This window comes from Pseudomonas sp. 32_A, from assembly GCF_017490905.1.
GTDB lineage: Bacteria > Pseudomonadota > Gammaproteobacteria > Pseudomonadales > Pseudomonadaceae > Aquipseudomonas > Aquipseudomonas inefficax.
The window spans coordinates 127,651-146,130 of the sequence record NZ_JAFGYI010000008.1; the positions used below are offsets into that span (position 1 = coordinate 127,651).

The window sequence follows — 18,480 nt, forward strand, 5'->3', positions numbered from 1 at the left end:
CGCAGCTCCCTCAAACCCACAGCTTCTTGATGTCACGCCCGCCGCAGGTCAGGTTGACCATTGCACGGGTCACCATGACGGCGGTGAACATCGAGGTGAAAATCCCGAGGGACATGGTGACCGCGAAGCCCTTGACCGGGCCGGTACCCATGGCGAACAGGATGCCGCCGACCAGCAGGCTGGTCAGGTTGGCGTCGATGATCGCGGTGTAGGCGCGGTTGAAGCCTTCGTGGATGGCGCGCTGCACCGACATGCCGGCGTTCAGCTCTTCGCGAATACGCGAGAAGATCAGCACGTTGGCGTCCACCGCCATACCCATGGTCAACACGATACCGGCAATACCCGGCAGGGTCAGGGTGGCGCCCAGCAGCGACATCAGCGCCAGCAGCAGGACCATGTTGCCCGCCAGGGCAATGGTGGCGATCACACCGAAGGCGCGGTAGATGGCGATGATGAACAGCGAGACGAACAGCATGCCCCACAGCGACGCATCGATACCCTTGGTGATGTTGTCGGCACCCAGGCTTGGGCCGATGGTACGTTCTTCAGCGAAGTACATCGGCGCAGCCAGGCCACCGGCACGCAGCAGCAGGGCCAGTTCGGACGATTCGCCCTGGCCGTTCAGGCCGGTGATGCGGAACTGGCTGCCCAGCGGCGACTGGATGGTCGCCAGGCTGATGATTTTCTTCTCTTCCTGGAAGCTCTGTACAGCAACGTCCTTCTCGACGCCGTCGACGGTCTGCTTGACGTAGCGGGTAACCGGCTTCTGCTCGATGAAGATTACCGCCATGCTGCGGCCGACGTTGCTGCGGGTAGCGCGGGTCATCAGCTCGCCACCGTGGCCATCCAGGCGGATGTTCACCTGCGGACGACCTTGTTCGTCGAAGCTGGCCTGGGCGTCGGTTACCTGGTCTCCAGTGATGATCAGGCCGCGCTCGACCGCAGCGGAACGGCCACCCTCACGGAACTCGAACACCTCGGTAGTGGCTTTGGACGCGCCCGGTTCGGCACCGAAGCGGAACTCCAGGTTGGCGGTTTTACCCAGGATACGCTTGGCCTCGGCAGTGTCCTGCACGCCTGGCAGCTCGACCACGATGCGGTTGGCGCCCTGGCGCTGTACCAGCGGCTCTGCCACGCCCAGCTCGTTGACACGGTTGCGGACGGTGGTGAGGTTCTGCTTGATCGAGTATTCGCGGATCTCGGCGACTTTCGCCTGGGTCAGCGCCAGACGCAGCACCGCCAGCTCGTTACGCTCGGTGGTTGTCAGGTCGAAATCATTGAAATTCTTGCGGATCAGGGCACGTGCCTGTTCGCGGGTAGCATCGTCAGCGAAGCCCAGCATGATGCCGCCATCCTGCTGAGGCAGGCTGCGGTAGCGGACGCGCTCTTTGCGCAGCAAGGTCTTGACCTCGCCTTCGTAGACTTTCATGCGGGCGCTCATGGCCTTGTCCATGTCCACTTCCAGCAGGAAGTGCACACCACCGGACAGGTCCAGGCCCAGCTTCATCGGGCTTGCGCCCAGGTTGCGCAGCCATTGCGGGGTAGTCTGGGCCAGGTTCAGGGCCACGACGTAATCATCGCCCAGTGCCTTGCGCACTACATCCTTGGCTGGCAGCTGGTCTTCCTGATTGGTCAGGCGGATCAGCCCGCTGCCCTTCTCACCCAGGCTGGCGCCCTTGACGGCGATGTTGGCATCGCCCAGCGCCTTGCTGACGCGGTCGAGGTCGGCCTGGTTCACCTGCAGCGCCGAGCTGGCACCACTGATCTGTACCGCCGGATCATCCGGGTAGAGGTTGGGTGCGGAATAAATGAAACCGACCACCAGTACCAGCACGATCAGTGCATATTTCCACAGAGGATATTTGTTCAGCATCACGCCGCCCGTTCAAGACGCGGGGCGCGTTGCGCGCCCCGACTGGAAAGAAAAACCGGTAACTCAGATAGCCTTGAGCGTACCTTTTGGCAGGGTGGCCGCGATGGCACCCTTCTGGAACTTCAGCTCGACGTTGTCGGAAACTTCCAGTACCACGAAATCATCGGAAACCTTGATGATCTTGCCGGCGATGCCGCCGTTGGTGACAACTTCGTCACCCTTCTGCAAGTTGCTCAGCAGGTTCTTCTGCTCTTTTGCACGCTTGGCCTGCGGGCGCCAGATCATCAGGTAGAAGATGACCAGGAAACCGACCAGGAAAATCCACTCGAAGCCGGTACCGGCTGGGCCGGCGGCAGGTGCAGCAGCGTCCGCGTATGCGGCGGGGATCAAGAAGCTCATTGGGCACTCCTAATGTAATTTTCTAATAATGAATGCGGACAGTCAGTCCAAAGGCGGCACAGGAAGCCCGCGCTTGGCGTAGAAGGCGTCGACAAAGGCGGCCAATTTACCCTGTTGAATAGCCTCGCGTAAACCGGCCATCAAGCGCTGGTAATGGCGCAAGTTGTGGATGGTATTCAGCATGCTGCTCAGCATTTCGCCGCACTTGTCCAGGTGATGGAGATAGGCGCGGGAGAAGTTGGTGCAGGTGTAGCAATCACAGGTCGGATCCAGCGGCGAATCATCGTGGCGATGGAACGCATTGCGGATCTTGATCACCCCTGTATCGACGAACAGATGACCGTTGCGCGCGTTACGCGTCGGCATCACGCAGTCGAACATGTCGACGCCGCGGCGCACACCCTCAACGAGATCTTCCGGTTTGCCTACCCCCATAAGGTAACGAGGTTTGTCAGCAGGCATCTGGCCCGGCAGGTAATCCAGCACCTTGATCATTTCGTGCTTGGGCTCGCCCACCGACAGGCCACCGATGGCCAGGCCGTCGAAGCCGATGTTTTCCAGGCCCTCCAGCGAACGCATGCGCAGGTCCTGGTACATGCCACCCTGGACGATACCGAACAGCGCCGCGGTGTTGTCGGCGTGGGCGTTCTTCGAGCGCTGGGCCCAGCGCAGCGACAGCTCCATGGACGCGCGCGCCACATCGTGCTCGGCCGGGTACGGCGTGCACTCGTCGAAGATCATCACCACGTCCGAGCCCAGGTCGCGCTGCACCTGCATCGACTCTTCCGGGCCCATGAATACCTTGGCGCCATCGACCGGCGAGGCGAAGGTCACGCCCTCTTCCTTGATCTTGCGCATGGCGCCCAGGCTGAACACCTGGAAGCCACCGGAGTCGGTGAGGATCGGGCCTTTCCACTGCATGAAGTCGTGCAGGCCGTTGTGCTTCTTGATCACCTCGGTGCCCGGGCGCAGCCACAGGTGGAAGGTGTTGCCCAGGATCATCTCGGCGCCGATGGCCTCGATGTCGCGCGGCAGCATGCCCTTGACCGTGCCATAGGTGCCCACCGGCATGAACGCCGGGGTTTCCACGGTGCCACGTGGGAAGGTGATGCGGCCACGACGGGCCTTGCCGTCGGTGGCCAGCAGTTCGAAGGACATTCGACAGGTGCGACTCATGCTTGATCCTCGGGCCCGCGTGGCGCCGGATTGCGGGTGATGAACATGGCATCACCGTAACTGAAGAAGCGGTACCCCTGCTCGACCGCTGCCGCGTAGGCGGCCATGGTCTCGGGGTAGCCGGCGAAGGCCGAGACCAGCATCAGCAGCGTGGACTCCGGCAGGTGGAAATTGGTGACCAGCGCGTCGACCACATGGAACGGCCGGCCCGGGTAGATGAAGATGTCGGTGTCGCCGCTGAAGGCCTTGAGCACGCCATCGCGCGCCGCGCTCTCCAGCGAGCGCACGCTGGTGGTGCCCACCGCGACAACCCGGCCGCCGCGGGCGCGGCAGGCTTCGATGGCATCGACCACATCCTGGCCCACTTCGAGCCACTCTTTATGCATGTGGTGGTCTTCGATCTTGTCGACCCGCACTGGCTGGAAGGTGCCCGCGCCCACGTGCAAGGTGACGAAAGCCCGCTCGACGCCTTTGGCGGCGATCTTTTCCAGCAGCGCCTCGTCGAAGTGCAGGCCAGCGGTGGGCGCAGCGACCGCACCAGCGCGCTCGGCGTACACGGTCTGGTAGCGCTCACGGTCGGCACCCTCGTCCGGGCGGTCGATGTAAGGCGGCAGCGGCATGTGGCCGACGCGGTCGAGCAGTGGCAGCACCTCTTCGGTGAAGCGCAGCTCGAACAGCGTGTCATGGCGCGCGACCATTTCGGCCTCGCCGCCACCATCGATGAGGATCACCGCGCCTTCTTTCGGCGCCTTGCTGGCACGCACATGGGCCAGCACCCGGTGGCTGTCGAGCACGCGCTCGACCAGCACTTCCAGCTTGCCGCCGGAGGCTTTCTGGCCGAACAGGCGCGCCGGGATGACCCGGGTGTTGTTGAACACCATCAGGTCGCCCGGGCGCAGGTACTCGAGCAAATCGGGAAATTGCCGGTGCGCCAGCGCGCCGGTTGGCCCATCGAGCACCAGCAGACGGCTGCCATGGCGCTCGGCCAACGGGTGGCGGGCGATCAGGGAATCGGGGAGTTCGAAGGAAAAATCGGCGACGCGCATGATGATGTTCGGTTCGGCAGGGCCGGGAAGTTTAGCCCAATGTGTGAAAATTGACCATGAAAGCCGATTGACCGACCAGCGGTGGCTCTCTATACTGCGCGCCACATGCCCTGATGGCGGAATTGGTAGACGCGGCGGATTCAAAATCCGTTTTCGAAAGGAGTGGGAGTTCGAGTCTCCCTCGGGGCACCAAGATCCGGAAAAAACCGACTTTATGGTCGGTTTTTTTTCGCCTGCGATTTGGCCGCGCCCAGCCCTGTAGGAGCGGCCTTGTGTCGCGAAAGGGCTGCAACGCAGCCCCAGCAATTTCAATTTTTGCGCATCAATCCTGGGGCCGCGTTGCAGCCCTTTCGCGACACAAGGCCGCTCCTACAGAGATCGCGCCAACTTTTCTGTCATGTCCATCAGTAGCGCCAACGATCCAGCTGCCCCTGCGCACGGCTGCTGAACAGGCTAAGCAGCTCGCGCAGGGTATGCGGTGGCGGCTCGGCAGTACGGGTCACCGCATACAAGGTGATCGGCAGCGCCGGGGCCAGGGGCCGAATGGTGGTGGCCGCGGGCGATGCGCCAAGCGCGGTGAACGGGTCGATGACCGCCAGCCCTGCACCGGATTCGACCATCGCCCGAGCCAGTGAATAGGTCTGCACCGCAATGCTGACCCGTGGCGGCGGCTCGACCGCCTTGAGGTAGCTGTCGAGGCGGACCGACAGCGGGTCGGCGCTGGACAGCCCGATCAAGGGCGCATCGGCCAAGGCCGTCAACGACAGCGGTTTGCCTTCATCTTCCAGCGGCCAGTAGCCTGCCGGTGCCAACGCCACCAACACCCCGCTGGCCAGCGCCTGGGCGCTGAGCGCGGGGTGATCGGGTGGTTGCAGGGTCAGGGCAACATCGATCTCGCGCATCAATAGGTTCTGCACCAGTTCGCGGCTGTGAGCACTGGACAGCTCGCAGGCGATGTCCGGATAACGCTGGACCCACTCGTGAATCGCCGGCGGCAGCAGCGACAGGGCCAGTGCCGGCGTCGCACCGATGCGCAGGCTGTGGCCCGGCTTGCGACGCAGGCTTTGCGCCAGGCGTCGCACCCCTTGCAGGCTCTCGGTGACCTTGTCCACCTCACGCTCCAGCTCCAGCGCTTCGGGCGTGGGCTGCAACTTGCCGCGCACACGCAGGAACAACGGGAAACCCAGCTGCTGCTCGGCGTGTTGCAGCACTTTGGTGACCGCAGGCTGGGAAACGTGCAGCAACTGCGCGGCACCGCTGACCGAGCCGGTCTGGCGGATAGCCTGGAAAATCTCGATATGGCGAAGACGCATGGCAAGTCCATAACCTTTGTTTATGGCTCAGCGATCTTTATTCATTTTTCGCCACCTGTCACCTGGCCCTAACCTCGGCCTCGTTCCAACAACGATTCAAGGACTGACATGGCTCAGCATGCAAGCATCATCGGTGGCGGCGTCATTGGTCTGGCAACGGCTTATGCGTTGGTGCGCGACGGCTTCGATGTGACCCTGATAGAGGCTCGCGACGCGCTGGGCAGTGAAACCAGCTTCGCCAACGGTGGCCAGTTGTCCTATCGCTACGTGGCGCCGTTGGCCGACGCCGGTGTGCCGCTGCAAGCCATAGGCTGGATGCTGCGCGGTGACTCGCCACTGAAATTGCGCCCGCGCTTCGACCCTGCGCAGTGGCGCTGGATGGCCGCTTTCCTCGCTGCTTGCCGCTCCTCGGTCAACCGCGCCAATGCAGGCCACCTGTTGCGCCTGGCGCTGTTGAGCCAAGCCACCTTGCAGGCCTGGCGTGAAGAAGATGGCCTGGAGGGTTTCCACTGGCGGCGCAATGGCAAGCTGGTCACCTTCCGCCAGGCCAGCAGCTTCGACCATGCGCGCAAGAACCTTGCTGCCCCCCAGCAACAACAGGTGCTGTCGCACGCAGACTGCGCCCGCCTCGACCCGGCCCTGGCGCAGACGCCCTTCGTTGGCGCCATCCATACCCCGGATGAAGAAGTGGGTGATTGCCACGCTTTTTGCCAGCAACTGGCCACGCGCTTGCGGGCGTCGGGGCGTTGCGAATTCCGCCTGGGCCAGGCCGTGACCGGTATTCGCCATGCACATGGCGTGGTGAGTGCGATCGAACTGGGCGACGAAGTGCTGCCGGTGGAGCAACTGGTGGTTGCTGCCGGCCATCGCAGTACGATGCTGGCACTGCCGGGCATCGACCTGCCGCTGTATCCGCTCAAGGGTTACAGCCTGACAGTACCGATCGGCACGCAACACCGGGCGCCAGACCTGAGCATCACCGATTACGACCGCAAGATCGTCTATGCCCGTATCGGTGAGCAGCTGCGCGTGGCGGCGATGGTCGACATCGTTGGCTTCGATGCCTCGCTGGCCCCCAAGCGCCTGGCCCTGCTCAAACGCCAGGCACGCGAAACCTTCGCCAATGCCGGTGACTACGACCATGCCATCGAATGGGCCGGCATGCGGCCGGCCACCCCGAGCGGCGTGCCGCTGCTGGGCGCAACGGCCTATCGCAATCTGTGGCTCAACCTCGGCCATGGTGCGCTTGGCTTCACCCTGGCCTGCGCCAGCGCACGCTTGCTCAGTGAACTGATCGGCCAACGCCGCCCCTCCATCGACCTGCAGGGGCTCACGCCCCGCGCGGCCTGAACCCTGCGCCACCTGAAAGGACTACCCGATGACCATCGTCCGTATCCAGCCCAACCCACGCCTGTCCGCCGCCGTAACCTTCGGCGAGCTGGTGTTTCTCTCCGGCCAGGTGCCGGGCGACGCCACCGATGCAGGCGGCCAGACTGCCCAGGTACTGGAAAAGATCGACGCCTTGCTGGCCGAGGCGGGCAGCGACAAGGACCACCTGCTCAGCGCAACCATTTACTTGAAAAACATCGACCAGGATTTCGCAGCGATGAACGAAGTATGGTCCGCCTGGCTGTCGCCCGGCCAGGCCCCAAGCCGCACTACCTTGCAGGCCGAACTGGCGCGTGCGCAGGTGTTGGTGGAAATATCCGTGATCGCCGCACGTCGCTGACCCCTTTACCCACAACGGAGAACAACAATGCAAAAAATCACGTTGATCGGCTGCACCCTTGCCCTTTTGCTGGCGACTCAGGCCCATGCCGATGAAGCAGCGCAGGGCCCTACATTAAGCAAGATCGCCAAAGCCAACAGCATCACCCTGGGCTATCGCGATGCTTCGGTGCCGTTCTCCTACGTGGGCGACCACTCCGGCCAACCCATGGGTTACTCGGTAGACCTGGCGAGCAAGATCGTCGAGCGCGTGCGGCAGAAGCTGGCGTTGCCGCAGCTCAAGGTGAAGTACAACCTGGTGACATCGCAAACCCGCATTCCGCTGGTACAGAACGGTACCGTTGACCTGGAGTGCGGCTCGACTGGCGTTACCGCAGAGCGACAGAAGCAGGTGGCGTTTTCCTATGGGTTCATCTATGTCAAAGGTCAATTACTGACGGCCAAAGACAGCGGGATCAAGAGTTTCGCCGACCTGCGCGGCAAGAATGTGGTGACCACCGCCGGCACCACCAACGAACGCTATCTGAAAAGCTACAACGTCGATAACAAGATGGACATGTACGTGATCAGCGCCAAGGACCACGGTGAAGCCTTCCAGATGTTGCAGTCCGGCCGAGCGGCGGCGTTCTACATGGACGATGCGCTGCTCTACGGAGAGCGCGCCAAGGCCCGTGATCCGCACAACTGGGTGGTGGTCGGGGAAGAGCAGTCGCGGGAAATCTACAGCTGCATGGTGCGCAAGGATGACCCACAGTTCCTGGCGCTGGTAAATGCAGCGCTGGGCGAGCTGTACAGCTCAGGGGAAATCAACGGGATCTACCAGCGCTGGTTCCAACAGCCGATTCCGCCCAAAGGCTTGAACCTGGAATTCCCGATGACCAGCGAACTCAAGGCCATCTTTTCCAAGCCGGTGAGTGATCCGGTGCAGTAGCGCCGATTTGACGTCGAAACCCGCATGCGATGACCAGCAGCACGGCACCAGAAGAATGGTGTCGTGCTTCTATCTAAACACCGCAGGTTCAGGTTTTATCCACAGCTGGGCTTCGTGCCGTTCGGCATTGGGGATGCGGTAATGTCACGTGGCTGGCGTTTTAAAGATAAAGCGGGTGATTCAACAACCCGCTTATTTCTCGCCCGAGCTTCCTCTGTGTAAATAGTGGCTCGGGCTATTTCAGCATGATCAGCACCACTCATAACCTGAGACAAATATTCTTGAATGGCTTCTTCGCAATTCAGCAAATCCATTAGGTCAAACGGTATCAGTTTTTGCATCGACGTCCCCTGAACAGGCAACAAGAGCGTGACAGCCCCCTGTTAAGTACTCCACAGCGCACCCTCCTAAAAACTTGCAGTCCTTTTCTTACTCGCTTGACAGTGAACATGTCTGGTAACAACCCCTGACGAACCACACCGAACCATGCCCATCCCTCGACGTCCGATCCTGCATCCCCCGCGTTTCGAGGTACCCCATGTGAAAGACATCATCACCCGCAAGTACCGCCTGGCTGTGAAAACCATCGGCTACATCGGCTGGTCGCTGTTCTGGCTGCTGATCTGGGATGTGCTGGTCACCATCGACTTCATGCTGTTCTTCAACAGCAAGTTCAGCCTGCCGCTGATTCCGTTGACGCTGCTCGGCTCGGCGCTGGTGGTGCTGGTGAGCTTCCGCAACAGCAGCGCCTACAACCGCTGGTGGGAGGCGCGCACGTTATGGGGGGCGTTGGTGAACGGCTCGCGCAGCTTCGCACGGCAGACACTGACCCTGATCGATGACCCGGATGACGGCCTCAATCCGGTCAAAGCCACCCTGCTGCGCCGGCACATCGCCTATGTGAACTGCCTGGCGGCACACCTGAAGGGTGAGCGTTGCCCGGATGAACTGATGGCGTTCATCCCGCCGGCGGAATTCGAGCGACGCAACCGCTCGAACAACTTCGCCAACGACATTCTGAGTGGGTCGGCGGCGCTGCTGGCGCGGGAATACCAGGCCGGGCGGCTGGACAGCATTCGCCTGGCAAGGCTGGAGTCGACACTGGTCGACCTGTCCAATGCCCAGGGTGGCATGGAGCGGATCGCCAATACGCCGCTGCCCTACCCTTACGTGTACTTTCCGCGGCTGTTCATCACCCTGTTCTGCCTGATAGTGCCAGTGGGGCTGGTGGAATCGCTGGGCTGGTTCACGCCGCTGGCTTCGACGGTGGTGGGCTTCATGCTGCTGGCCATCGAGCGGATCGGGACGGATTTGCAGAGCCCGTTTCGCTTCAGTGAGCACCAGATCCAGATGGACAGCATTTGCGAGACGATCGAGCGGAACCTGGAGTCGATGCAGCGGGAAGCGCAGTGCGCGGACGTTGTTGGTGCCTGAGGGATCCGGGGCTGCGTTGCAGCCCATCGCGACACAAGGCCGCTCCTACAGGGACCGCGCAAGCATCCAAGCGGCGCTTCGCCTGTAGGAGCGGCCTTGTGTCGCGATAGGGCCGCAAGGCGGCCCCGGCTATCTGTCAGGCCCGCACATAACGCTGGCGCAACACATCACTCAATGCATCCACCAGCAACACCAGCACCAGCATCCCCATGATCACGGTACTGGCCTGGGCCTCCTGGAACAGGCTCAAGGTGGTGTACAGCATCTGCCCCAACCCGCCAGCCCCGACAAAACCCAGCACGCTGGCCATGCGGATGTTGTTCTCCCACCGATACAGGCTGTAGGCCAAAAGCTGTGGCCACAGATTGGGCAAGGTGCCAAAGCAGAATGCCGCAACCTGGCTACCACCCTGCAAGCGGATGGCTGCCGCCGGCTCCGGCGGTGCGTTTTCCAGCGCCTCGGCAAACAGCCGCCCCAGCACGCCAGCGGTATGCAGCGCCAACGCCAGGGTACCGGCATTCGGCCCAAGCCCGGCCGCCAGTACCGTCAGCGCGGCCCACACCAGTTCCGGGATGGCCCGCAAGGCATTCAGCAACAACCGCGCGCAGGCCTGCAACGGCCAACCGAACCGGCCAGCGGCCGGTAGCGCCAACAGCATGCCCAACAGCATGGCCAACAAGGTGCCCAGGCCCGACATGGCCAGGGTTTCCAGCGCCCCGTGCGCAACCGCGCGCAGGTGCCCGGCAGACAGGTCCGGGTGCAGGAAACGCCCGGCATATTTGCCCATCTGCCCCAGCCCGCCGTTGCCGACCAGCGCCTGCAAGTCCAGCTCCAGGTAAGCGAACGAGGCCATCACCGCAGCCACGATGGCGCCCAGCACCAGCCAATTGATGACCCGATTCATGCCAGCCTCCAACGCAGGAAGCGGCTGAGCAGGTCGGCCAGCACCACCAGCACCAGGAACGTCAGCAGCATGCTTGCCACTTCCGCTCCCGCGAACATGCGCATCGACAGGTCGATCTGCTGCCCCAGCCCACCAGCACCGACAAAGCCCATCACCACCGAGGCGCGAATCGCGCACTCCCAGCGGTACACGGTGTAGGACACCACTTCGGACACCGCACTGGGCAGGATGCCGTAGAGAAATGCAGCCAGGCGGCCACTACCCGCCTGCAGCAATGCATGGGCCGGGCGTTGGTCGACCGACTCGAAAATCTCGGCATAGACCTTGCCGAGCATGCCACTGTAGGTGATGGCAATGGCCAGCACGCCCGCCGTCGGCCCCAGCCCTACTGCCCGCACGAACAGCAACGCCCAGACGATTTCCGGCACACTGCGCAGGAAAATCAGCAACCAGCGTACCGGCAGGCGCAGCAGGCGCGACCACAAACCGGCGCGACCGCCACGGGAGGCGGCGCGCAGCGACAAGGCACGGCTGGCCAGCAACCCGGCAGGCACCGCCAGCAGCAACGCCAACGCCATGCCGACCGTGGCCACGGCCAGGGTCTGCAAGGTGGCTTGGTACAGCAGCGAAAGGAAGTCGGCATCGTGTGCCGGCGGCCAGAAAGCGCTGGTAAAACTGGCGATCTGCTGGCGGTTCTCCGCCTGCAGCAGCACCACGGGGTTCAGTTCGCTCAACCGGATGCCAGGCCACAGCACCGCCACCGCCAGCAGGGTCAGCAGCAGCCGCGGCAGCAGCGCCGGGTCGCGAGCATCAAGCTTCAGCATCGCGGAATCTGCACGGTCAGGGTCGCCCCCTGGCTCGGTGGTGAAGCCAGTTGTTCGTTGGCGTACAACGCGTCCAACAGCTGCTCGGTCACCGCTTGCGCCGGGCAGTCGAACGCCACCTGCCCTTCGCGGATACCAATCACCCGGGGGAAGTGCGCCAGCGCCAGGTCCACGGCATGCAGGCTCGCCACCAGAGTCACGCCATTGGCCTGAGCGTGGCGATTGAGCAAGGCCAGGCTGTGGTCGGCCAGCACCGGGTCCATGGCCGAAACCGGCTCATCGGTCAGCAATACCTGCGGCCGCTGGTACAACGCCCGGGCAATACCCACCCGCTGCAACTGGCCGCCAGACAATTGCCCGCACTGCACGAACAGTTTGTCGGCCAGGCCCAGCTCGGCCAGTGCCTGGCGCGCCCCCGGCACATCACTTGGGTACAGCAGGTTGAGCAGACCGCGCAGCACGCCCCACTGCCCCAGGCGGCCGGCCAGCACCGCCGTCACCACCCGCTGGCGCGGCGGCAAGGGCGGAGCCTGGTGCACCAGGCCTACCCGCGCGCGCAGGCGCTGGCGGGCCCTGGCAGACAACGCCCAGGGCTGCTCGCCGAGCAGCTCCAGGCGCCCGCTGCTGGGCTGGACGGCGGTCGCCATCAGGTGCAGCAAACTTGACTTGCCCGCCCCCGACGGCCCGATGATGGCGACGCGCTCGCCCTGGCCGATGCTCAGGCTTACGTCATCAAGTGCACGTACCTGGCCATGGCGCAGCCCAGCCCCATGCAGATGGATAGCCACGTTGGAAGCCACTGTCGATGTCACTTGAGCAGGCCGGCCTCGCGCGCAGCCTGCTCGGTGCCCACGTAGTTCTCAGGTTTGGTCTCGATGAAACGGCTGGCTGCCTGCAGGTCGAGGATCGCCTTGTGCTCCGGGTTGGCCGGGTCGAGGCCGAGGAAGGCTTTCTTGATCTTCTCTTTCAGCGCCGGGTCCATGTTGCCGCGCACGGTCCAGTTGTAGTCGAAGTAGGTCGGTGTGGTGGCGAACACTTTCACCTTGGCGGTATCGACCTTGCCGGCATCCACCAGCTTCTGCCACACGCTGGCGTTGAGCACGCCGCCATCGACCTTGCCGGCCTGCACCCAGGCCACGGTGGCATCGTGGGCGCCGGAGTAGGCAACACGGCCGAAGTAGTCTTCAGGCTTGATGTTGTCCTGCTTGAGCATGAAGTAACGCGGCATCAGGCTGCCCGAGGTCGACGAAATGGAACCAAAGGCAAACGACTTGCCCTTGAGGTCGGCCAGGCTCTTCACGTCGGGGTTGGCGGTAATGAACTTGGAAGTGAACTGCGCATCCTGTTCACGCTGCACCAGCGGCGTGGCGGCAGGGTCCTTCAAGTGCACCTGCACGAAGGTGAAGCCCCCCAGCCAGGCCATGTCCAGGCGGTTGGAGGCCAGCGATTCGACTACTGCCGGGTAATCGGCCACCGGCACGAACTTCACCTCCATGCCCAGCTGCTTGGCCAGGTACTCGCCCAACGGTTTGAACTTGCGCTGCAGCTCGGTCGGCGCTTCGTCAGGAATGGCGCTGACTCGCAGGATGTCGGCGGCCTGGGTGACAACGGCACAGCAAGACAGCACGAGGCCGGCGGCGAGCGCCAGAGGGCGTTTGAGCATGGGTGTTCTCCGGTTCAATAGCGGGGAAGGTCGGTCTATGCGCCGACGACGGGAATTATAAGAGGCGCAGGCGCAAAGGCCAGCTTTGCTACAATCGCGCGACAATTTGACCTGCTGAGGTACATATGAGCGAGCCGATTCGCCTGACCCAGTACAGCCATGGTGCCGGCTGTGGCTGCAAGATATCCCCCAAGGTGCTGGATGTGATCCTCGCTGAAAGCGGCACCCAGGCCCTGGACCCGAAACTGTGGGTGGGTAACGCCTCGCGTGACGACGCTGCAGTGTACGCGCTGGACGACGAGCGCGGCGTGGTCTCGACCACCGACTTCTTCATGCCGATCGTCGATGACCCGTACGACTTCGGCCGCATCGCCGCCACCAACGCCATCAGCGACATCTACGCCATGGGCGGCGACCCGCTGATGGCCATTGCCATCCTCGGCTGGCCGGTCAACGTGCTGCCGCCGGAAGTGGCCCGCGAAGTGATCCGCGGTGGCCGAGCGGTGTGCGCCGAAGCCGGCATCCCGCTGGCCGGCGGCCACTCGATCGACGCCCCCGAGCCGATCTTCGGCCTGGCCGTCACCGGTGTGGTCAGCAAGCGCCACCTCAAGCGCAACGACACCGCCAGCGCAGGCTGCCGCCTGTACCTGACAAAGCCACTGGGCATCGGCATCCTCACCACCGCCGAGAAAAAGGCCAAGCTGCGCCCCCAGGACCAGGGCCTGGCCCGCGACTGGATGTGCACCCTAAACACCCCCGGCAGCCGCTTCGGCAAGCTCGACGGGGTCAAGGCCATGACCGACGTCACCGGTTTCGGCCTGCTCGGCCACCTGGTAGAACTTGCCGAAGGCAGTGGCCTTACCGCGCACCTGGACTATGCTGCCGTACCGCGCCTGCCAAGCGTCGACCACTACCTGGCCGAGGGCTGCATCCCTGGCGGCACCCTGCGCAATTTCGACAGCTACGGCCACAAGATCGGCGCCCTGAGCGACGACCAGAAGCACCTGCTGTGCGACCCACAGACCAGCGGCGGCCTGCTGGTGGCGGTTAGTCCGGAAGGTGAAGCCGAGTTCCTGGCGGTGGCCGCCGAACTGGGCCTGCAACTGGCGCCGATCGGCAAGCTGGTCGAGCGACAGAGCCATGCGGTCGAGGTGATCTGATGCGCCCCGACTGCACCGACTTCCGCCAGTTGTTCCTCGACGATGTGCCGATGATGGACATGCGTGCACCTGTCGAATTTGCCAAGGGCGCCTTTCCCGGTGCCGTCAACCTGCCGCTGATGAATGATCAGGAGCGGCAGAGGGTCGGTACCTGCTACAAGCAGAAGGGCCAGGCCGCCGCCATCGCCCTTGGCCACCAATTGGTCAGCGGCGCCACCAAGCAGGCACGCCTGGAGGCCTGGGCAGCGTTCGCCAAGACGCACCCGGAAGGCTACCTGTACTGCTTCCGTGGCGGCCTGCGCTCGCAGATCGTGCAAGGCTGGTTGCGCGACGAAGCGGGCATCCAGTACCCGCGCGTCAAAGGTGGCTACAAGGCCATGCGTACCTTCCTGCTGGAGACCACCGAGCAGGCTGTGGAGCAATGCGATTTCGTGTTGGTGGGCGGCCTGACCGGCACCGGCAAGACCGACGTGCTGCACCAGCTGGATAACGTGCTGGACCTGGAAGGCCATGCCAATCATCGCGGTTCCAGCTTCGGCAAGCGCGCCACCGCGCAGCCGGCGCAGATCGATTTCGAGAACCAGCTGGCCATTGACGTATTGAAGAAGCGCGCCCGTGGCATCGAGCAGTTCGTGCTGGAGGATGAAGGCCGCATCGTGGGCAGTTGCACGGTGCCGCTGGAGCTGTATCAGGGCATGCAGCATTACCCGCTGGTGTGGCTGGAAGACAGCTTCGCCAACCGGGTGGAGCGCATCCTGCGCGACTACGTGGTCAACCTGAGTGCCGAGTTTGTCAGCGTGCATGGCGAGGAGGATGGCCGTCGGTTGTTTGCCGAGCGCATGTTGCAGAGCATGGCCAATATCTACAAGCGCCTGGGGGGCGAGCGTTATCAGCGCTTGTCGGAGATCCTGCGCGAGGCGCTGGAAGAGCAGCAGCGCAGTGGTGCGGTGGACCTGCATCGGGGCTGGATCGAAGGGTTGTTGAACGAGTACTACGACCCGATGTATGCGTACCAGCGGGCCGCGAAGGCAGAACGCATCGAGTTTGCCGGGGATGCGGTGGAAGTGCGCGAGTACCTCAAGGCCCGGGCCCTGCGCGAACCGCGCAAGTAGCACCAGGGCCGCTTCGCGCCCCATCGCCGCGGTTCGTCGCCACGACAAGCCAGCTTCCACCCCGACAGCGCTGCTCTCAAGACCTGCGCAATACCTGTGGGAGCGGGCGAGCCCGCGAAGCAGACAACGCAGTGGATGGCACGGGCTTCGCCCGTGTTCGCGGGCAAGCCCGCTCCCACAGTGATCGCATCAGCTTTCAACACTTGAGCAAGGCAGCTGCTCCAGCCGACCGCATGGGATTCGCGTCAGGTGCGGTCCCTGTGGGAGCGGGTTCACCCGCGAATAGGCCGGAACGGTCGCCCTCACTGCCCCGGGCTGAGCACCCGCTCCAGCTCCGCCGCCCGGTCTCGGGTCATGTTCATCAGACATGTCCCGCCTTCCAGCTGTGCCATGGTCCCGCCGCTGGCCTGCACATGGAACTGGCAGTTGCCATCGCGGTAGGCAATCCACTTGCGCTGCACATCGCGCAGGCTCTTCTGCTGCGCGGCGTCCAGCTTGCCCATCAGTTGCTTGTAAACCCGGTTCAGCCGCTGGTCCTGCATTTGCGTCTCAGCCTTGATACATTCGCCCATGGCCACGGTACTCGAAGCCTGGTCCATGCATTGCTGGTAACCCGGCGTGTAGTCCTCCGCCATGGCCAAGGGTAGTACAAAGGCCAGTCCCAGGCCGCTCAGGTAACGCTTGCTCATGTTCATGCTCCCCTGGTGAATATCAAAGCGTCTGCGGCTGCTCCGGCGGCATCAGTACGTTGCCCGGCTCGAAGCGCAACGCTGGCATCTGCGTAGCCGCATAAAACGCCACACCCAGCGCCGCAATCAGCACCACATCAAGCCAGGTCCAGCCCGGCATGTCATCGGCGCTGCGTGCCTTCCAGCAATGCCAGGCCTGCCCCATGCAGAACACCACCATCGCCGCCAGCCACAGGTAGAAACCGGCACCCAGGCCGGTCAGCTCATGAAACGCGTAGCTCTGGTTGTCCGGCAAGCGGTCAATTCCGAAACTGCTGGCCGCCAGATACACCGCCACCAACCCAGCCAGCAACGCCAGCCGCCGGAAGCGTCGATGGGCCAGGATCGCCAGGGCCAGCAGCGGGTTGGCGAACCATTGGTACAGGCCGAAGGGCATGCCCCATGGCCCGTACAGCAGCATCTGCAGGGCCGGCATGTGGCGGTCGCCACTCATCAGCGCGCCATCGAAAAACAGGGCGGACAGGTACAGCGCCAGGCTGATGCTCAGGTAGAAGACAGGCAAAGGGGATTCCTGGGGGAAACGGGACAGGCTGCGACCATAACCCAGGGCTCGCCCCGCTTCCAAACCTTCTATGGGGTGACAGGCCGATCAGGCAACCGGCGGCTCCAGCAACAGGCCGTAGATGCCTGAGTCAGACAGCTCACCGGCTACGCACCAGCGCGCGCGCAAAGTGCCTTCGAGGACGAACCCTTGGCGCTCCAGGGTGCGCGCCGAGCCGAGGTTGCGCGGGTCGATCTCGCCCTCCAGGCGGCGCATGTGCAGGGTATGGGCGAGGTAATCGATGAAACAGGTCAAGGCTTCGTCCATGTACCCCCTGCCTTGCACTGCACTGGCCAGGCAGTAACCGATCTCGCCACGGCGGGACACATCGTCGATGTTGAACAGCTGGACCATGCCGATCAGCTCGCCGTTGTCGCGGCGGTACATGCCGAGCTTGAGCTGGTCGCCATTGGCATAGGCTTCGCGGTCGGCGGCCAGGGCGCTTTCGGCTTCGGCCAGGTCTTGCCAAGGTGCATGGTGCCAATAGCGCATCACCTCGGGATCGGCCATGATCGCCAGCCATTGCGCGGCATCGGCATGGCGCATGGGGCGCAATTGCAGACGCGGGCTGTCGAGGCAGAGGTCACTGGGGAAACTGCGGGGTGGGGTCACGCCGGATCTCCTGTCCATTGCTGGGGAGATGACAGTTTAACGGCATGCGTATGGTTCGAGCATCCCGGGGCTGCTGCGCAGCCCCGGTTAAAGTTTCAGGCGCCGCGATTCAGGCCCACTTCCATATCATTGATCAGCGCCTTGGCCATGGCACTGAGAATTCTCGCTGCGCTGCCAGCGATCTTGTCACCCTCCATCTCGGCCTCTTCGTTCAGGTGCTTGATGCAGCCGATCAGCACCGACAGTTCATCGAATGCCAGATCCAGCGGAACGCCCGGCTCTACCCGGTACAGCTCGAGGAACTTTTCCACGCCGGCGGTGGTGCGGGATTTCAGGTGCTCGCTCATGCCTTCGTCTCCTGCGCTTTCATCTGGGCTAGCAGGGCTTGTAGCAGGTCGGTCTGGGCAGACATCGCTTCCAGCAGGCTGGAACGCAGGGCTGGGGCTTCGGCGTCGAGGTATTGGAGGATGGTACCGGAGAGGTTGTCCATGACCTGAGTGGCCTGGGACTTGGCGGCTTGATAGGTAAGGTCTGAAACGGGTGGGTCAGGTACGGGTTTGTTCATGATCAACTCCAATGGGTTCAAAGGAGCAACCACCTGAATCCTTCTCACAGATTTGGGCGGCAGCCGTGCGCGTGGTGAGAAGCCCGTGTTGGAGTCACCACGGTCAGGCCGAAGCCTGCACGCGCACAGCTGCCATGAACTGGCAGGAAGACAACCAACAACGAGTTCTCACACTCGCTCGCCATATGGGCGAACGGCGAAATTACCGCTGTGATTCTTCCCTGCCTATCAGACGGCATCCGACTGAGGTCGTAGGATAATTCCCAATTCTAGAGAACCTGAAGCATTTGGTATCAAGTTCAGAATCTTCTTACAGCTGACGGCCCTTTCGCGGGTGAACCCGCTCCCACAGGAATTGCGCCGCTTTCAAGGCTGGTGCAGTACCTATGGAGACCATGGGTACCGCCGCCATTTCAAGGCCAGCGCAGTACCTGTGGGAGCGGGTTCACC

Annotated in this window: 21 protein-coding genes and 1 tRNA gene; 7 read left to right on the top strand and 15 right to left on the bottom strand. The window is 63.2% G+C overall.

The window, feature by feature from the left end:
* Nucleotides 1-10: 10 nt before the first annotated feature.
* The 4 genes from secD to queA form a co-directional block, all read right to left on the bottom strand.
* Nucleotides 11-1,873 (bottom strand): protein translocase subunit SecD, encoded by a 1,863-nt coding sequence (gene secD / locus J5M58_RS07520; protein WP_112250697.1) that lies wholly within the window; start codon nt 1,871-1,873, stop codon nt 11-13.
* A 63-nt stretch (nt 1,874-1,936) separates the two neighbouring features.
* A complete protein-coding gene (gene yajC / locus J5M58_RS07525; protein ID WP_016713216.1) occupies nt 1,937-2,272 on the bottom strand; it encodes a preprotein translocase subunit YajC in 336 nt (111 codons plus the stop codon).
* Between the two features lie 42 nt (nt 2,273-2,314).
* A complete protein-coding gene (gene tgt / locus J5M58_RS07530; protein ID WP_013971009.1) occupies nt 2,315-3,430 on the bottom strand; it encodes a tRNA guanosine(34) transglycosylase Tgt in 1,116 nt (371 codons plus the stop codon).
* 14 nt (nt 3,431-3,444) lie between these two features.
* Entirely contained in the window at nt 3,445-4,494 is a 1,050-nt protein-coding gene (gene queA, locus J5M58_RS07535; RefSeq protein WP_112250695.1) for a tRNA preQ1(34) S-adenosylmethionine ribosyltransferase-isomerase QueA, read from the bottom strand.
* Nucleotides 4,495-4,601: 107 nt separating this feature from the next.
* Here queA and J5M58_RS07540 point away from each other — a divergent pair.
* Nucleotides 4,602-4,686: transfer RNA gene (locus J5M58_RS07540), tRNA-Leu, on the top strand.
* A gap of 212 nt (nt 4,687-4,898) precedes the next feature.
* On the opposite strand, the gene J5M58_RS07545 is transcribed toward J5M58_RS07540, so the two are convergent.
* Complete coding sequence (locus J5M58_RS07545) at nt 4,899-5,807, bottom strand: LysR family transcriptional regulator (RefSeq protein ID WP_207877716.1); 909 nt, start codon at nt 5,805-5,807, stop codon at nt 4,899-4,901.
* A 108-nt stretch (nt 5,808-5,915) separates the two neighbouring features.
* Here J5M58_RS07545 and J5M58_RS07550 point away from each other — a divergent pair, with 108 nt between their 5' ends.
* Genes J5M58_RS07550 through J5M58_RS07560 form a run of 3 tightly spaced genes read left to right on the top strand, consistent with a single transcriptional unit; the run spans nt 5,916 to nt 8,466 of the window.
* Entirely contained in the window at nt 5,916-7,157 is a 1,242-nt protein-coding gene (locus tag J5M58_RS07550) for a D-amino acid dehydrogenase (protein WP_207877718.1), read from the top strand.
* Nucleotides 7,158-7,185: 28 nt separating this feature from the next.
* Nucleotides 7,186-7,536, top strand: a complete 351-nt coding sequence (locus J5M58_RS07555) for a RidA family protein (RefSeq protein ID WP_112252058.1) — start codon at nt 7,186-7,188, stop codon at nt 7,534-7,536.
* Between the two features lie 27 nt (nt 7,537-7,563).
* Nucleotides 7,564-8,466, top strand: a complete 903-nt coding sequence (locus J5M58_RS07560; protein WP_207877720.1) for a transporter substrate-binding domain-containing protein — start codon at nt 7,564-7,566, stop codon at nt 8,464-8,466.
* Between the two features lie 95 nt (nt 8,467-8,561).
* Here J5M58_RS07560 and J5M58_RS07565 read toward each other — a convergent pair whose 3' ends face one another.
* Entirely contained in the window at nt 8,562-8,807 is a 246-nt protein-coding gene (locus J5M58_RS07565; protein ID WP_207877722.1) for a hypothetical protein, read from the bottom strand.
* Nucleotides 8,808-9,006: 199 nt separating this feature from the next.
* On the opposite strand from J5M58_RS07565, the gene J5M58_RS07570 reads away from it, so the two are divergent.
* A complete protein-coding gene (locus tag J5M58_RS07570) occupies nt 9,007-9,900 on the top strand; it encodes a bestrophin family ion channel (RefSeq protein ID WP_207877724.1) in 894 nt (297 codons plus the stop codon).
* Nucleotides 9,901-10,036: 136 nt separating this feature from the next.
* Here J5M58_RS07570 and phnE read toward each other — a convergent pair whose 3' ends face one another.
* The 4 genes from phnE to J5M58_RS07590 are packed head-to-tail and all read right to left on the bottom strand — an operon-like array spanning nt 10,037 to nt 13,291.
* Nucleotides 10,037-10,804: a phosphonate ABC transporter, permease protein PhnE gene (gene phnE, locus J5M58_RS07575; RefSeq protein WP_207877726.1), complete on the bottom strand. Its 768-nt coding sequence runs from the start codon at nt 10,802-10,804 to the stop codon at nt 10,037-10,039.
* Nucleotides 10,801-11,628, bottom strand: a complete 828-nt coding sequence (locus tag J5M58_RS07580) for an ABC transporter permease (RefSeq protein WP_207877728.1) — start codon at nt 11,626-11,628, stop codon at nt 10,801-10,803. Before J5M58_RS07580 ends, phnE begins: the two co-directional genes overlap by 4 nt.
* Nucleotides 11,622-12,416: an ATP-binding cassette domain-containing protein gene (locus J5M58_RS07585; RefSeq protein ID WP_207877730.1), complete on the bottom strand. Its 795-nt coding sequence runs from the start codon at nt 12,414-12,416 to the stop codon at nt 11,622-11,624. Before J5M58_RS07585 ends, J5M58_RS07580 begins: the two co-directional genes overlap by 7 nt.
* 20 nt (nt 12,417-12,436) lie before the next feature.
* Nucleotides 12,437-13,291 carry a putative selenate ABC transporter substrate-binding protein gene (locus J5M58_RS07590; protein WP_112252054.1) on the bottom strand — a complete coding sequence of 285 codons (855 nt, stop codon included), beginning with the start codon at nt 13,289-13,291 and terminating at the stop codon, nt 12,437-12,439.
* 125 nt (nt 13,292-13,416) lie between these two features.
* Here J5M58_RS07590 and selD point away from each other — a divergent pair, with 125 nt between their 5' ends.
* Together selD and mnmH are read left to right on the top strand one after the other, a co-directional pair.
* A complete protein-coding gene (selD, locus tag J5M58_RS07595) occupies nt 13,417-14,451 on the top strand; it encodes a selenide, water dikinase SelD (protein ID WP_112252053.1) in 1,035 nt (344 codons plus the stop codon).
* Nucleotides 14,451-15,563, top strand: coding sequence for a tRNA 2-selenouridine(34) synthase MnmH (gene mnmH / locus J5M58_RS07600; protein WP_207877732.1), 1,113 nt, complete (start codon nt 14,451-14,453; stop codon nt 15,561-15,563). Before selD ends, mnmH begins: the two co-directional genes overlap by 1 nt.
* A gap of 302 nt (nt 15,564-15,865) precedes the next feature.
* On the opposite strand, the gene J5M58_RS07605 is transcribed toward mnmH, so the two are convergent.
* The 5 genes from J5M58_RS07605 to J5M58_RS07625 form a co-directional block, all read right to left on the bottom strand.
* Nucleotides 15,866-16,252: a lysozyme inhibitor LprI family protein gene (locus J5M58_RS07605; RefSeq protein ID WP_112252061.1), complete on the bottom strand. Its 387-nt coding sequence runs from the start codon at nt 16,250-16,252 to the stop codon at nt 15,866-15,868.
* 22 nt (nt 16,253-16,274) lie between these two features.
* On the bottom strand, nt 16,275-16,814 hold the full coding sequence (locus J5M58_RS07610; RefSeq protein ID WP_207877734.1) for a hypothetical protein: 540 nt from the start codon (nt 16,812-16,814) through the stop codon (nt 16,275-16,277).
* 87 nt (nt 16,815-16,901) lie between these two features.
* Nucleotides 16,902-17,465 carry a GNAT family N-acetyltransferase gene (locus J5M58_RS07615; protein ID WP_112252050.1) on the bottom strand — a complete coding sequence of 188 codons (564 nt, stop codon included), beginning with the start codon at nt 17,463-17,465 and terminating at the stop codon, nt 16,902-16,904.
* Nucleotides 17,466-17,560: 95 nt separating this feature from the next.
* Nucleotides 17,561-17,812 carry a DUF3077 domain-containing protein gene (locus J5M58_RS07620; protein WP_112252049.1) on the bottom strand — a complete coding sequence of 84 codons (252 nt, stop codon included), beginning with the start codon at nt 17,810-17,812 and terminating at the stop codon, nt 17,561-17,563.
* Entirely contained in the window at nt 17,809-18,030 is a 222-nt protein-coding gene (locus J5M58_RS07625; protein WP_181457336.1) for a hypothetical protein, read from the bottom strand. Before J5M58_RS07625 ends, J5M58_RS07620 begins: the two co-directional genes overlap by 4 nt.
* Nucleotides 18,031-18,480: the final 450 nt, after the last annotated feature.